The following is a 14,628-nucleotide window of genomic DNA, read 5'->3' as shown; positions in this document are numbered from 1 at the left end:
CGTTAAAAAAAACTCCCCCACAAACCCGTAGGCTCATGGGGGAAGTTCAACAAGGTAGAAATTAGCTTAGGGAGCGACGGTCAGAACCAGCGCTTTAGCCAAATCGGTGAAGATATTGGGCAAAATTCCCACTGCGATAATCCCAATCACTGCGACGATTACGCCGAACGAGAGCGAGGCCGTGGCATAGGTTGGTTGTGGCTCGGTGGCTTCGGCATCGCGCATCCACATCGTCACAATTACCCGCAAGTAGAAGAAGGCCGAAATCACACTGGTGACGACCCCGATAATCGCCAGATAATCGAGATTGGCATCCCAAGCGGCGCGGAAAATACCAAACTTGCTGGCAAATCCAGCTGTTGGTGGCACGCCTGCCAACGAGAACATAAACACGGTCATCGCGAGCGCCAACAATGGGCTACGCTTGCCTAAACCGCGTAAATCGCTCAATTCAAACACGGGCATGCCGCGATTTTCCAAAGCGATCAGCACAGCAAACGCGCCAAGGTTGGTCAAAGTGTAGGCCAACAGGTAAACCGTGAATGCGCTGATGCCTTTTTCGCTAGCAGCCAACACGCCCAGCAACATATAGCCAGCGTGGGCAATTGACGAATAGGCTAACATCCGTTTGAGGTTACTTTGTGCTACCGCCACGATATTGCCGTAGGCCATAGTTGCAGCGGCAAATAAGCCAAACAGCAATTGCCACTCAGGTTTGAGCGCAGGAAATGCCACATTCAAGAAACGCAACATCGCTGCGAACGCTGCGCCCTTGGTTGCAACCGACATGTAGGCGGTTACTGGTGTAGGCGCACCTTCGTAAACGTCTGGTGTCCAGGCATGGAAGGGGAACATTGAAACCTTGAAGCCCAAGGCGATCAGCACAAAACCAACCCCAGCCAACAAAATGGGATCATCAAGTGCTCTGCCTGTGCTTTGCCAGGTGCTCAACTCGGCAGCAATTTGGGCCAAGTTGGTTTTGCCAGTCATACCATAGATTAATGCAATGCCATAAACCAAGAAGCCAGCAGCAAAACCGCCAAGCAACAGATATTTAATCGCTGCTTCGCCCGATTTGAACTGCGGCACAGCAAAACCGGTTAGCACATACAGCGCAATCGAGAGCGTTTCAACCCCAATGAAGATGGTTACAAGGTCGGTTGATTGAACCAAGAACAACATCCCCGAGGTTGCAAACAACACCAAGGGATAAAATTCGCCTTGGCTGAGATTTTGGCGTGGCATGTAATCAAAGGCTATTAGCAAGGTCAAGGCTGTGCCTGCCAGCAAAATCCAATTTACCAACACCCCAAACTTGTCAAACACCAACATGTCTGAGAAGCCCGAGATAGTTGCGCCATAATCCAGCGCACCCAGCGCCGCCGTCACGCCAAGCCCGATCAGGCTCAACGTGAGCAAAATCCGCCGATCCGAGGTGAACATATCGACAATCAATACCAACATCGCCCAAATCATCAGGAATGCTGGCATGCCTAAGACTGTCCAGTTAATCTCCGGCGTGATAAATGTTAAATCATTCATTCGAACTCACGCTCCGTCTTATTGGCCAGCAATTAGTGGCGCAGCATTAGCAACGAAGGCTTCAAGCGCCTTGATCGTTGTTTCCATTGGGCGAGTAAAGTATGCCGAGTAGAGACCAATTACCAACATCAAGATACAAAGTGGCAACAAGATCGCTACTTCACGGCGATTGAGATCGCTGAGATGTGGCGTGCGGCGTTCGCTAAATGGCCCCGAAGCAATGCCTTGGAACATTTTGAGCAAATAGACCGCTGCCAAAATCACCCCAACCGCTGCAAACGCGGTGAACGTCCAGCCGATTGGCGAATCGAACGCGCCGAGCATAATTAAGAATTCGCCAACGAAGCCGTTCAAGCCAGGCAAGCCGACCGAGGCCATCGTGGCAAACAACAGGAAGTAAACGAACACGGGTACAACTTTCCACAAACCACCGTAATCGGCCAATTCGCGGGTATGGGTGCGTTCGTAAACCATCCCAATTAGCAAGAACAATGCGCCAGTGCTCAACCCGTGGTTGATCATTTGCAATACAGCGCCTTGCAAACCAACTTCATTCAGCGCGAAAATCCCCAAGACGATAAAGCCCATGTGGCTAACTGATGAATAGGCCACCAGCTTTTTGATATCGCTTTGGGCATACGAAAGCACTGCGCCATAGATGATCCCGATCACTGCCAGCAAGGCAATTGGCCGTGCCCATTCTTGGGCAATTTGCGGGAACAACTGGACGCAGAAGCGAATCATGCCGTAGCCGCCCATTTTCAGCAGCACTGCCGCCAGAATCACTGAGCCAGCAGTAGGTGCTTCAACGTGGGCATCGGGCAACCATGTATGGACAGGCCACAATGGCACTTTGACCGCAAACGCTACGAAGAACGAGAGGAACAGCAATTTTAATTCGGTATCCGACAAGCCAAATTGATTGATATTGGCCATCAAGGTTTGCACTTGGAAGGCGGTATCAGTTGGTAAGCCTTGTTGGGCCAAATATTTATAATTGAGCAAGCCCAAGGCAATAATGCCGATCAACATAAACACCGAAGCAGCGAAGGTATACAAGAAGAACTTCACTGTGGCGTAAATGCGGCGCTTGCCACCCCAAATCCCAATCAAGAAATACATTGGGATGAGGGTGAATTCCCAGAAGATATAGAACAAGAACAGGTCTTGAGCGAGAAACACGCCCAACATCCCCATTTCTTGCAACAGAATCAACATCAAGAAGTTGTTGGTTTTCTCTTCAACATTCCAAGCACTCCAAATTGCCAAAGGAGTGACGAAGGTTGTGAGCAACACCAACCACAAACTGATGCCATCAAGACCCAACTCGTAGCGCACGCCCCAATCCGGAATCCAGTTGAAATATTCGTAGAACTGAAGACCAGCGGCATCGTGCTTGAAATTGAACAAAATTGGCAATGACACGGCAAAAACGAGTGTGCTCCAGCCCAAGGCAAAGATTCGGGCTGCTCCGCGTTGGCCGCGCATAAACGCCAGGATGATCGCACCGACGGCGGGTAAAAACACCACCAACGATAAGATCGTAAAACCTAAGTCGTTTGTATTCGTCAAGGGTTACTCCTTGTGAAGCTGCAAGCCGAGGCCTGCGCTCCACGTCCTAGCGCAACGCAAAGAAGCCAAGCACGATCACCACACCGATTACAAACATCAGTGCATACGAGCGTACATAGCCCGATTGGAACGTTCGCAAGCCGCGACCCGACAAGCCGACAAGCTCTGCCGTGCCATTAACGATGCCATCAATAATTTTGACATCGAAGAACTTACCAAAGAAGCTAGCCAATGCCTTGTAGGGCTTGACCAAAACCGCGTTATACAACGCATCAAAGCCCCATTTTTCCTCAAGGATGGCATAGAAATCGCCGCCCCAGTGGTGCAACAGGTCGCGTTGGTTAGGCTTGATGCGCTTGTGCTTGGCAGCCCAATTGTAGAGATAGAAGCCTGCTGCAAACGATGCCAACCCGAGAATTGTCACAATCGCAGCGATATTGAGGTGGAACTTAGCAGCTTCTTCTTCGACGATTGGCTCAAGCCATGTGGTCAGAAAGTGAAAATCTTCGCCAGGAAGATTAATCACACCACTGGCGAGGGTCAACCCTGCCAAGGCGATCAAGGGTGCAGTCATCCAGCGGCTGCTTTCGTGAGCGTGAATGTGTTGATCACGTTGTTCACCAAAGAAAACCATTGAGATTTGGCGACCCATGTAGAACGAAGTCAAAACTGCGCCTACAACCAACAGCATGCCAACCGTGCGATGGTCGTGATCGAAGGCATGGCCGATGATTTCGTCTTTCGACCAGAAACCTGAAACCAAGGGGAAGCCGATCAAGCCCATCGTCCCGACGATATATGTCCAGAAGGTGGCGGGCATTTTCTTCCGCAGACCGCCCATCTTGCGCATATCTTGTTCGTTACCAAAGCCGTGAATCACCGAGCCAGAGCCAAGGAACAAGAGCGCCTTGAAAATCCCGTGGGTTAGCAGGTGGAACATCGCGGCAACGTATGCTCCCATCCCCACAGCCGCCACCATAAAGCCCAATTGCGAAACCGTCGAGAAGGCCAGCACCTTCTTGATATCGTATTGACCGAGCGCAATCGAAGCAGCGATCAAAGCGGTGGCAACCCCAATAAAGGTTACGGTGCTTTGAACCGATGGCGATAATTCAAAGATTGGGTGGGTGCGGATCATCAAATACACGCCAGCGGTAACCATTGTTGCGGCGTGAATCAAGGCCGAAACAGGGGTTGGGCCAGCCATTGCATCGGGCAACCAGACAAACAGCGGAATTTGCGCCGATTTACCAGTTACGCCAAGCAACAGCATAAAGGCAATCGCCCCAGCCGCCGTGTATTGCGTACCCATAAAGAAGGTGCTGTATTGTTGCAGCGAGAAGACTGTACCTTGCTCCAAGACTTCGCGGAAGACCAACGAGTGCAAGAAAGTGCCATCAGGCTTACGCGCCAAGGTCCAAATTGCAAACATCGCCATCAACAAGCCAAAGTCGCCAACGCGGTTGGTCACAAAAGCTTTGACTGAAGCCCACGGTGGGTCGCGTTGTTCAAACCAGAAGCCAATCAGCAAGAACGAACACAAGCCCACGCCTTCCCAACCTAAGAACAGCATCACAAAATTGTTGCCCATCACAAGCATCAACATTGCCACAATAAATAAGTTGAGATAGACGAAAAAGCGCGTGGGGCGTTCGTCGTGGCTCATATAGCCTACTGCATAGAGGTGAATCAACGTCCCCACGCCAGTGACCAAGAGCATCATCGTGACCGAAAGTTGGTCGATCAAGAAACCAAAAGGAACTTCCAAATCGCCAAAGGCCATCCAGTTCCAATAGGTTACATCGAACCAACGATTATTTTCGCCCAATGTGGTTTTGGCAGGCATGCCCAGCAACTCAATCAGGGTTGCAACGGTCAGCACAAAGCCCAAACCAACCATGACACTGGCAATTAAGCCAGAGCGTTTAGCGGTGGGATTATCGCCATGTCCATGGTGCGCGTCACCGTGGCCATGCCCGTGATCATGCCCATGGTCGTGGTGGGCGTTGGCGCGGCTGAGACGCAAATCGTTCAGCCCCAACAGGGTATTGATCACGACACCGAGCAGTGGCAGCAACGGCACAAGCCAAATTAATTCCGCCATAAGTTCTCCAGTAGACACTTCGGCAAGGTGCAAGGCCGTTGCCTAGCCCTTGAGCGTATTCACGTCATCAACGTTGGTGGTCTTTTTGGCACGGAAAATCGACACCAACAGCGCTAAACCGACTGCGACTTCTGCCGCAGCGACTGCAATCACGAAGAATGTAATAATTTGGCCATCGCTTTCAGCACGTGCACGGCTAAATGCAATTAATGCCAAATTGGCCGAATTAAGCATCAACTCGACCGACATAAACATCACGATGACATTGCGGCGCACCAAGACCCCAACGACCCCAATCGTAAAAAGAATTGCACTAAGCAACACATAAGCATTGGTTGAAATCACGATTGGCGCTCCTCACGGGCAACCACCCGCCGACGGGTCAGCACAACTGTCCCGACTACTGCAATCAAGAGCAGAATTGAAATCACTTCGAAGGGCAAGAGATAGGTGCTGAAAAGCTTAGCGCTGATCGTGGTAGGTGCACCAATGTTGGTTGCATCGGCTACCGGAGCATCGATCAATTTCGTGCCACGATAAGCCACATAGCCAATCTCGGCCAACAATGCTACGCCCAAGACAAGGCCAGCCGGCTTTTGCCAGCCGATTTTCTCCTCGCCAAGTTCGGCATTCTCAGCGCCCAACAGCATGATCACGAACAGGAACAGCACCATAATCGCGCCAGCATAAACCGTCACTTGAACAGCACCGAGAAACGGCGCACGCAGCAAAAAATATAAAATGGCGACCGAGCAGAAATTCAAAATCAAAAACAGCGCACTATGCACTGCATTGCTGCTCAGCACCATTGCCAAGGCTGCCCCCACCGCCACAATGGCCGTGGTGATAAACAAAAATGTTTCCATGGACACTCCCAGATAAAGGATGAAGGATGAGGGATGAAATTCAAACCCCCTTGGCACGCCCTTCACACTTTGTACCGTTGGCTACCCCTAGCGATAAAGCAGAAGATTTGGGTGCTGAGCAATGAAATTCAGCCTGAATTAACCCATCCTTCATACTTCATCCTTCATACTTCATACCTTTTACAGGTCTATTTGGGCCGGTGGGTTAAGTTGTTTGCCAGTTTGTTGCAAGACTGGTGGCACTTCGCCGTGGCCTTTATCGACCGGCACCAGCAACATATCTTGGGTATAGATCGAGGCACGGCGGTCGTAGAAGGCCAATTCATATTGGTGTTCAAGCACAATTGCATTGGTAGGGCATGCATCTTCGCAGTAGCCACAGAAAATACAACGCAACATGTTGATTTCATAAACAGCCGCATGGCGTTCGCCTGCTGAGCGTGGGTTCGCCGGATCATTCTGGCCAGGCACGACATAAATTGCGTCAGCTGGACAAGCAGCAGCACATAGCGAACAACCGATACACCGCTCTAGACCATTGGCAAAACGCTTCAGTTCATGCCGACCACGGAAGCGCTCGCGGACAGGCCGTTTGACCTCGGGATATTCAACCGTCACAGGCTTTTTGAAGAGATATTTCGCCGTGGTTTTGAGACCCTTAAAATAGGCCATCGTTCCTTTCAGCATTGGCGATTCCTTTCTCGGTGCGTGACTCCTATGGCGTTCACGCCAAAACCGCCACTATGCATCAAGCGGCGGTGCAATGTCATTCGAATCGGTGCCGTCGCGGGCGCGTTTATTTTATCACAATCTCTTGATAAGCCAAACAGGTGGGGATAAGGATGAATTATGAGAGATGAAATGAGGGTTTAGAGATCAGAGCTATAGGCTTTGGGCTATCGGAAGGTTTTGTGGTATATCAATAACTCCCAATAGCCCAGAGCCTATAGTCTATAGCCTCAGCTTTGTGATTCTTCGTGGTTCTTCGTGTCCTTCGTGGATCAAAACTTACGCTACAGCTTCTTGCTCATTCCAACCAGCAAAAGGATCAGCGCTTTGCCACGTTGCGACTGGTTGCTGCCATTCGTGATCGCTGACCAAACATGCATCCAAAGCTTGTTGCAACCATTGTTGATCAAAATCTTGGCCGATAAAGACTAATTCTTGGCGACGATCTCCAACCTGTTCATCCCACAAAGCTTCGATTTCGGCGCGTTCCTCGGTAGTTTCAGGCCACTCGCTCTGATCGCTATCGGCCCACCACTCGCCGGCTGGCTCAACGCGGCAATTTTGGCCTGCTTGCGAGAGTAATCCAGCGGTAGTCGGCTGCGAAATCACCCAAAAGAAGCCTTTGGCACGAATCACTCCAGGCCAATCGTTATTCACAAACTCCCAAAAACGCTGGGCTGCAAATGGCCGCCGAGCGCGATAGACCCAACTGCGAATGCCATATTCCTCAGTTTCCGGCGTGTGTTCACCACGTAATTCAGCCAGCCAACCAGGTGCAGCACTCGCTTGATCAAAATCAAATAAGCCAGTATTCAGAATTTCGTTGAGTGGCACTTGACCATGTTGCGCATGGAGAATCTTGGCCTGTGGATTGAGTTTATTCAGCAATTCATGCAAATGGGTTAATTGTTCAGCACTAATCAAATCAGTTTTATTAATAATCAACACATTGCAAAACTCAATCTGATCAATCAATAAATCAACCAGTGTGCGCTCGTCAGCTTCGTCAATCGCCAAATTACGGTCGCGCAAATCGTGGGCAGCATTGAAATCGTGCAAGAAATTAAGTGCATCAACCACTGTCACCATCGTATCAAGCTGGGCAATTTCGCCCAAACTGAGGCCCGATTCATCTTCGAAGGTAAAAGTTTCGGCGACGGGTAATGGCTCTGAAATGCCAGTCGATTCGATCAGCAGATAATCGAAACGGCCAGCGCGGGCCAGCTTACCGACCTCAAGCAACAAATCTTCACGCAAGGTACAGCAAATACAACCATTGCTCAGCTCGATCAATTGTTCTTCAACCCGATTGAGCGCAAGCTCACCTTGGCCGACCAACTGCGCATCGATATTAACTTCGCTCATATCATTGACGATGACGGCGACACGCAAACCTTCACGATTAGCTAAAATATGATTTAATAAGGTGGTTTTTCCCGCACCGAGAAAACCAGAAAGCACAGTTACAGGAAGCGGCAACTTCAACATTTGAGTTTAATCCTTATTTATTGATACCATGTATCATTATAATCGATTTTTGAATTCGTCAAGCAGCGTTTGACAAAACGGCCAAAGCGGAGTATACTTCAGCACTGTTGAACGGCAAAATCGCCAACAAACAACCATATAATCCCTGATAGCTCAGTTGGTAGAGCAATTGACTGTTAATCAATGGGTCCTAGGTTCGAGTCCTAGTCAGGGAGCCACTTTTTTTTACAATTGATAATCCCTGATAGCTCAGTTGGTAGAGCGGTTGACTGTTAATCAGCATGTCCTAGGTTCGAGTCCTAGTCAGGGAGCCACAACCGACAAGCGTCCATCTGAGTAATCATGTGGGCGTTTGTCGATTAAGCACAAAAAATAAAAGCACTGCGTCAAACACAGTCGCTTGGTATCAATACAATCAGGGGTAACCACCGTATTCCTGATCTGGACAACTGGCAGCGGTCGCATCAATAACTACCATTCATAAAACTGTCTCAGCTTGCCAAGAATCTTGTCCCCTTTATTTATTCAATTGGTAAGGTGCGTTGCTCCTATAGGGGTAACGAGCTTATCGTGGTAAGACTGGTGAGCGTCGGCAAAACACCTTCAGTTTTTACCACAAATAGAACTAGCTCATCTTGCAGGTTTTTAGGCTGCTGTAAGATGAGCTAGTTCTATTTTTTCGTCTTCATTTACTTCTACCAAGTCATCAGGTTTTACACCAAGAACTTTGCCAATTACAAGCAGTGTTGAATAATTAGCATCGGATCTGTTGTTATTCCAGAGCGAGTAGGCTGTTGCTTGGCCAATCTTAGCTTCTCGAGCTAACTCAGCCGCAGTAACAATACCTTTTTGCTCTGCAATTTCTTGGATTTTGAACCGAATAACCATGCTAACCCCCTATAGGTTTGGTAGCAAGGATACTACCCTATAGGATTCTCTTTGTCAAGAAGAAAATAGAAGATCGAAATCTATAAATCATTTGCCTCCTTAATGAATGCCAATAATCTTTTCATCTGTTTCTTTAAGTCTAGTACATCAAGATTCACTGGATAAGGTATAATTTTTTGAGCAAATTCAACTTTTTTGATTGTTGTTGAAGGTTTACCGTCAATGGATGTGAATTTCAATCGATTATCATATTGCCCCATAGAAGATGTAGAATTAAATTTTGGATAATTGGCTTTTAAAATCGCTTGATAGATATCATCTGCAATATAATTTTCAATTTCACGGCCCTGAGTTATCCACGCAAATCCAGGCCCTTTATCAAATTCTATTTGAATTCGCTTTTTTGTTGAACTAATAGGTTTCTGTCGATTATTTTTATCACTATCTATTATGATTGATATGAAACGATTCATACGACGTAATGATATAAACTCTTCTATGTCAGGATCATTTCCTGATAGGTGACTTAATAGCTTTCCTCCATAAAACATGATTGAGTAATGTAATCCTTCTATTAGAGAGGAGTCTAGAAAATTAATCCAATAATTAAGATATATCCTATCAGATGGCCCTTCGACCCAGATGATACAGTTAGATTGCAAAATATCTGAAGGTCGATAACCAAGATCATAACAAACAGATGCTAATTCAGGAGCATCCTTGACTGATTCAACTTTAGAATATCCATCAACTAATCTTACATGAAAAATCGCAGCTTTTTCAGCATCAACAACGTGTGCTGAATGTGTAGTAATAAAATACTGATTATTAGTTTTTGTATACAGATAGTGTATTAGTTTACGTTGCAATACAGGATGTAAATGTATCTCTGGTTCTTCTATACATATAACAGTATTTTCTAACGTAGTTGCCGCAATTGCGAGAATAATAACTTCATGAATTCCGGTACCTAGTGAATTTATTGGCAAAGGTATATTATCAATACGAACATAAATATCACTACGGTCATGTGGTATTTCGATGGATGCATTTTTATTATTAGTAATTTCACGTAAAAATTCATTAATGTTTCGGAAAATATCTATATTACCTTGTTCATTTAATAAAGGGTTTTGTAATTCAGATAAACGTTTTATTATCCCAATACCACCATATTCATAACTGCTTTGTATATCTTTATTTATTTGTCTAATAGCGGGAATAAATACAATTTTGGGTATATTATTAATAATTGATTTATTTAATATCGATATTGTTTCTTTTATCCATATATCATAAGTGCTACCATTGAATTTTGTAAATCTATTCCACAGATGATTCCAAAGAGAAGGATTAATTTTTTGATAGTAGCTGAAATCTTTATTGATAATCTTAAAATGATTATTTTCATATTCAAATATAACCCATGAAATTTCATCATTGTAAGTGAAAAGATCGGATTTTATTATATTTTCTAATATAGATATTGTATTTTTTTCATTTTCGCCTAAAGAAAGTCTATTAGTGTAATGATTGAATTTATCTTTAGATAAATTCAATCCGAATCCGAAACGCATATTTTTATTACCTGATCTATTATTTGAATCTATATCAGTAAACTTTATTTCTTTTGACATATCATTTTTTATTGCATTTGCAAATGCTCTATAATGATCTTTAATAAATAAAATTATATTAGACTTCCCTACATTGTTTTGTCCTACAATAATGTTCATTTTTTGAAATGGACCGATAAACTGTAGTTCTTCTCCAAAACTCCTATAGTTAGATAGCGCAATTCCGTCAATAAGCATATACTCCTCCAAGGTCTAATTATTGAAACTTTCGATTACTTGGTTCGCAAGATCTTAGATTGATAATCCTTTGATTCTAGTTATCATCTCTCAATCTTCTGCTACTCTGCAGGCTCCTTCGTTCTTGGCTCGCGTACAAATACTTCACCTGGCTCGATACCCAACGCTTCGCAAATGCTGTCAAGTGTGGTTAAGTCGATCCTATTTACCCTACCCTTGTATAAACCATATGCTGTGCCATAAGCAAGATTAGCTTCTGCCGCGAATCGTTGAATATTCCATCCTCGCTCATCCACCAGCTCGCCAATTCTTAGGTAAATCATAAAGTATTCCAACCTACTAATTTTTTACTACATTCAACATAGTACATTATATGTAGTCAAGACAACTAGTCAATTAGTGATTGACATCTTTAGTCAACTAGTTGTATAATTGATGATAAATAATCAAGGAGTTAGAACCATGGCACACACAAAAGCGGTCACCTACAACTTCAAGAATCGGGATTTCGATGCGTCCGTGAATGGCGAGTATATTGGCTCATTCCCTACCGATCTGGATGCGCGAATGGCCTGTAATCGTTTAGTGTTGGAATTGATTGAGTTAGATAACCGAGCGGTTGAGGACGCTGAAGAAGCAATGGCCATTGGCGTGGTTGAACCAGTTGCCGAAGCGAGCGCTGAGGTTCCTTTGTTCGAAGTTGTCGATTTGATTCCCATGCCTGCGGTTACTGCCACAACCTATGCTAACACCCCTATTGATGCACTAGCTCGCACCATGGTCATTTTGAGCCGCAACTGGCAACGGGCGATTCGCGCAGGTCGGTATACTGATGCCGAGCGGATTGAAGCTCATGAACAGGCCGTCCGCAGCCAATTCCGCTCCCTCTCCTGTCCTGCGTTGCTACCCACGCCTGCTGCTCAGCAGCACCCAATGACTAGCCGCCGGATTAACTATTAAACCCTTCACTGCTTGTCAAAGCAGCAAAGGGCAAACACATGACCGAGGTACAGATTCGAAGCCTTGCCTCGGTCACGAAAGGATGATACCTGATGTCACCAACCCATGTCAATCACGACCGCTGCCAGCGTTTGGCTCGTGCTAGCGCAATCGTCCAACTGGCGACCATTATTCAGGAAGAAGAAGGCCTCGATGACAACACCGCCTACACGCTGGCCGAATGCGAACTTGATGCCATTGCTGCGACCGAAGCGGCATGGAGCGAACCGCAACCCCTTGCCATGCTCCGCATCCTGCCAACGGTGTGGGGGATCGTGCTGGTGCGCAACAGCTCGCGCGTGGTGGTGCATCGTGCCGATATTCCAGCGGTGCTGGAATCCTTGACCCGTTGGGCTGCTTCATCCTATTAATAGATATAGCGAGGATCATTGTTATGGCTGATACTGCATCACCACTCGCAAGCATCAAAGTCGAGCACCAGATTCACTTCACCCTTGATGGCTTTCCCTGCACCACCTCGGTGGCAGGTGCGACCGCCGATCAACTCAAAGTCGTGATTGATCGCCTGAAAGCGATCGGTGCACAACCACCCACGACGCCCCCAGCTCAACCAGCCCAACCAACCGCCGCCGCTGCACCACCCAGCGCTCCCGCTCAACGCCTCTGCCCAACCCATGGAACGCCCTTGCAGTTACGCCAAGGCACGCGGCGCGGCGGCAAGCCCTACAAATTTTGGAGCTGCAACCATACCGATGCGGATGGCAACTGGTGCGATCATACTGAGAAACCGTAGTGGAGGGTATTCATGGAATTAACCGCTGCGGCGATTCGTCGCTATGTGACCGCCCGCTTGGCCACACACATTGCTGACATACACGCGCTTCCTGGTCCATGTCCTGAATGGGATGCTGGGTATCTTGATCAGTAAGTCACTATTCTGGGAATAGCAGATGTCACTCCCTAACTCTGAGCGTCATCCAGCAGTATTCTGCTCCATTCCAGAAGCTGTTGGCGACCAGATTCGCCGACCAACTTCTCGCTGATTGCTAAGCGAACAACCTGCCGCCGAACCGCTTCAAGGACAACATCATTATAGTGGTTCACGATCCATTTGTGCCAGTCCTCGGGTGTGGTCTGATTATCAGCAAGGTGGATAAGAAAGGCGGCAAATTCCTGGCGGTACGATGTGGACATAAACAGCCTCCAGGGCGGCACCGCCACCCAGTTCTGGGGATATGACACCCGCAGCTTCGGGAGGGGAGCCATTGTTCGGTATGCTTGGACGGACTACCAACCAAGCTTTACTGCCCAAGGAGACTCCCCTCATGAACACGTTGCCAGCCTTGACCAGTCAACGTATTTTAAATGATACCATGGCCCTGCTCCAGACCTATATCCCACTTCAAGCCACAGGCTATCGCTGCCAGACAGCCTATGGGACGGCCTTGAGCGATCTGGCAGAATGGATACAAGAAACGCTCGGTGAAACCCTGCCGCCATTCGCTGATCGCGAAACTGATAGCATGGCTATCGCGATTGACTGATCGATGATGGATGACCCGCCAGCAGTTCAAATCAGGCTGTTGGCGGATGTTTTTTTAGCGCGAAACGGTTATGATAATGCACATTATACAAACCGCTGGAGAGTCGAGCATGCACGATGATTTTTCAACCACATTAACCACCCTTGTAGCAACCACGCCAACCGCAATCCAATCAACTACCAACCCTTTCATTGCCTATATCGCCAGTCTGCAAAGTGCCAATAGCCAACGCACGATGCAAAAGCAGTTGCATAGCCTCGCGACAATCATGGGCTTTGCCGATGCGCATGCGGTTCCATGGTCACAGCTGCGGGTTGAACATACCCAAGCTTTGTGGGCCAAACTCGCCAGCAGCAAATCAGCGTCCACCGCCAACCTCATGCTCTCGGCCTTGCGCGGGGTGCTGAAGATGGCGTGGCGTATGGGCTTGATGACAGGGGAAGACTACACGCGAGCGGTTGATCTCAAAACGGTCAGAGGGAACGCACCCGATGCCGCTGCGGGCCGATCGCTCACCGCTGCCGAACTCCGCGCCTTATTTGCCGCATGTGCTGCTGATACATCCCCCGTTGGGCGGCGTGATGCAGCAATTTTGGCACTGGCCTATGCCGCTGGCGGTTTGCGTCGGGCGGAGATCGTCAACCTCGATCTGGCCGACTTCAATCCTGAAACAGCGATGCTGACGATTCGCGGGAAGGGCAATAAAGTACGGACGGCGTATGTGCGGGGTGGTGCGCGTGATGCGCTCGACGAGTGGCTGGCGGTGCGTGGCGATGAATCAGGGCCACTGTTTTGGCGGTTACAAGCTGGTGGTGTGGCAGGCCAGATGTATGAGCGCCTCAGTGATCAGGCGATTTATATCTTGTGCCAGCGACGTGGCAAAGAAGCGAATGTGCGGCATTTCAGCCCACACGATATTCGACGAACGTTTATTAGTGATCAACTCGATGCCGGAACCGATGTCTTGACCGTTGCTCGGCTGGCTGGCCACAGCAACGCCAACACCACCAGCCGCTATGATCGGCGGGGTGAGCGAGCCAAACAAGCTGCGGCTGATGCCTTGCACGTACCATTTGTCGCTATAAAAGACTAGAAACCTATGATAGGATAAGGTTAGTTCA

At 47.8% G+C, this 14,628-nt stretch carries 17 protein-coding genes and 2 tRNA genes; 8 read left to right on the top strand and 11 right to left on the bottom strand.

Features of this window, described 5'->3' with window-relative positions; all coding sequences use genetic code 11:
- Positions 1 to 66: 66 nt before the first annotated feature.
- The 7 genes from ABEB26_RS07140 to zigA form a co-directional block, all read right to left on the bottom strand.
- Entirely contained in the window at positions 67 to 1,542 is a 1,476-nt protein-coding gene (locus ABEB26_RS07140; protein WP_345721281.1) for an NADH-quinone oxidoreductase subunit N, read from the bottom strand.
- Between the two features lie 18 nt (positions 1,543 to 1,560).
- Positions 1,561 to 3,114: a complex I subunit 4 family protein gene (locus ABEB26_RS07135; RefSeq protein ID WP_345721280.1), complete on the bottom strand. Its 1,554-nt coding sequence runs from the start codon at positions 3,112 to 3,114 to the stop codon at positions 1,561 to 1,563.
- Between the two features lie 46 nt (positions 3,115 to 3,160).
- Positions 3,161 to 5,218 carry an NADH-quinone oxidoreductase subunit L gene (gene nuoL, locus ABEB26_RS07130; RefSeq protein ID WP_345721279.1) on the bottom strand — a complete coding sequence of 686 codons (2,058 nt, stop codon included), beginning with the start codon at positions 5,216 to 5,218 and terminating at the stop codon, positions 3,161 to 3,163.
- A gap of 42 nt (positions 5,219 to 5,260) precedes the next feature.
- Positions 5,261 to 5,563, bottom strand: a complete 303-nt coding sequence (gene nuoK, locus ABEB26_RS07125; protein ID WP_345721278.1) for an NADH-quinone oxidoreductase subunit NuoK — start codon at positions 5,561 to 5,563, stop codon at positions 5,261 to 5,263.
- Positions 5,560 to 6,084, bottom strand: coding sequence for an NADH-quinone oxidoreductase subunit J family protein (locus tag ABEB26_RS07120; RefSeq protein WP_345721277.1), 525 nt, complete (start codon positions 6,082 to 6,084; stop codon positions 5,560 to 5,562). Before ABEB26_RS07120 ends, nuoK begins: the two co-directional genes overlap by 4 nt.
- 180 nt (positions 6,085 to 6,264) lie before the next feature.
- Positions 6,265 to 6,771 carry an NADH-quinone oxidoreductase subunit NuoI gene (gene nuoI / locus ABEB26_RS07115; protein ID WP_054537140.1) on the bottom strand — a complete coding sequence of 169 codons (507 nt, stop codon included), beginning with the start codon at positions 6,769 to 6,771 and terminating at the stop codon, positions 6,265 to 6,267.
- A 321-nt stretch (positions 6,772 to 7,092) separates the two neighbouring features.
- A complete protein-coding gene (zigA, locus tag ABEB26_RS07110; protein WP_345721276.1) occupies positions 7,093 to 8,301 on the bottom strand; it encodes a zinc metallochaperone GTPase ZigA in 1,209 nt (402 codons plus the stop codon).
- 142 nt (positions 8,302 to 8,443) lie between these two features.
- Between zigA and ABEB26_RS07105 the strand changes: the two genes are divergently transcribed.
- Together ABEB26_RS07105 and ABEB26_RS07100 are read left to right on the top strand one after the other, a co-directional pair.
- Positions 8,444 to 8,519 (top strand) — tRNA-Asn (locus tag ABEB26_RS07105).
- Positions 8,520 to 8,539: 20 nt separating this feature from the next.
- Positions 8,540 to 8,615, top strand: a tRNA-Asn gene (locus tag ABEB26_RS07100).
- 331 nt (positions 8,616 to 8,946) lie between these two features.
- On the opposite strand, the gene ABEB26_RS07095 is transcribed toward ABEB26_RS07100, so the two are convergent.
- From ABEB26_RS07095 to ABEB26_RS26920, 3 genes are all read right to left on the bottom strand, one after another.
- On the bottom strand, positions 8,947 to 9,189 hold the full coding sequence (locus ABEB26_RS07095) for a helix-turn-helix domain-containing protein (RefSeq protein ID WP_345721275.1): 243 nt from the start codon (positions 9,187 to 9,189) through the stop codon (positions 8,947 to 8,949).
- 80 nt (positions 9,190 to 9,269) lie between these two features.
- A complete protein-coding gene (locus tag ABEB26_RS07090) occupies positions 9,270 to 11,003 on the bottom strand; it encodes an ATP-dependent nuclease (RefSeq protein ID WP_345721274.1) in 1,734 nt (577 codons plus the stop codon).
- A gap of 101 nt (positions 11,004 to 11,104) precedes the next feature.
- Positions 11,105 to 11,326, bottom strand: coding sequence for a helix-turn-helix domain-containing protein (locus tag ABEB26_RS26920; RefSeq protein ID WP_486348296.1), 222 nt, complete (start codon positions 11,324 to 11,326; stop codon positions 11,105 to 11,107).
- A gap of 139 nt (positions 11,327 to 11,465) precedes the next feature.
- On the opposite strand from ABEB26_RS26920, the gene ABEB26_RS07085 reads away from it, so the two are divergent.
- The 4 genes from ABEB26_RS07085 to ABEB26_RS07070 all read left to right on the top strand — a co-directional run bounded on the left by ABEB26_RS07085 (position 11,466) and on the right by ABEB26_RS07070 (position 12,891).
- Positions 11,466 to 11,963 carry a hypothetical protein gene (locus ABEB26_RS07085; protein ID WP_345721273.1) on the top strand — a complete coding sequence of 166 codons (498 nt, stop codon included), beginning with the start codon at positions 11,466 to 11,468 and terminating at the stop codon, positions 11,961 to 11,963.
- A gap of 92 nt (positions 11,964 to 12,055) precedes the next feature.
- Complete coding sequence (locus tag ABEB26_RS07080; RefSeq protein ID WP_345721272.1) at positions 12,056 to 12,373, top strand: hypothetical protein; 318 nt, start codon at positions 12,056 to 12,058, stop codon at positions 12,371 to 12,373.
- A 23-nt stretch (positions 12,374 to 12,396) separates the two neighbouring features.
- Positions 12,397 to 12,756: a hypothetical protein gene (locus ABEB26_RS07075; protein WP_345721271.1), complete on the top strand. Its 360-nt coding sequence runs from the start codon at positions 12,397 to 12,399 to the stop codon at positions 12,754 to 12,756.
- Between the two features lie 12 nt (positions 12,757 to 12,768).
- On the top strand, positions 12,769 to 12,891 hold the full coding sequence (locus tag ABEB26_RS07070) for a hypothetical protein (protein ID WP_345721270.1): 123 nt from the start codon (positions 12,769 to 12,771) through the stop codon (positions 12,889 to 12,891).
- A gap of 32 nt (positions 12,892 to 12,923) precedes the next feature.
- Here ABEB26_RS07070 and ABEB26_RS07065 read toward each other — a convergent pair whose 3' ends face one another.
- The gene (locus tag ABEB26_RS07065) at positions 12,924 to 13,157 is read right to left on the bottom strand and encodes a hypothetical protein (protein ID WP_345721269.1); all 234 of its coding nucleotides are present in this window, start codon (positions 13,155 to 13,157) and stop codon (positions 12,924 to 12,926) included.
- Positions 13,158 to 13,288: 131 nt separating this feature from the next.
- Between ABEB26_RS07065 and ABEB26_RS07060 the strand changes: the two genes are divergently transcribed.
- Together ABEB26_RS07060 and ABEB26_RS07055 are read left to right on the top strand one after the other, a co-directional pair.
- The gene (locus tag ABEB26_RS07060) at positions 13,289 to 13,507 is read left to right on the top strand and encodes a hypothetical protein (RefSeq protein ID WP_345721268.1); all 219 of its coding nucleotides are present in this window, start codon (positions 13,289 to 13,291) and stop codon (positions 13,505 to 13,507) included.
- A gap of 109 nt (positions 13,508 to 13,616) precedes the next feature.
- Positions 13,617 to 14,600 carry a tyrosine-type recombinase/integrase gene (locus ABEB26_RS07055; RefSeq protein ID WP_345721267.1) on the top strand — a complete coding sequence of 328 codons (984 nt, stop codon included), beginning with the start codon at positions 13,617 to 13,619 and terminating at the stop codon, positions 14,598 to 14,600.
- Positions 14,601 to 14,628: the final 28 nt, after the last annotated feature.

It is taken from the genome of Herpetosiphon gulosus, from assembly GCF_039545135.1.
Classification (GTDB): domain Bacteria; phylum Chloroflexota; class Chloroflexia; order Chloroflexales; family Herpetosiphonaceae; genus Herpetosiphon; species Herpetosiphon gulosus.
The sequence above is the reverse complement of the archived record's forward strand: the minus strand, read 5'-3'. Positions and strand labels throughout refer to the sequence as shown.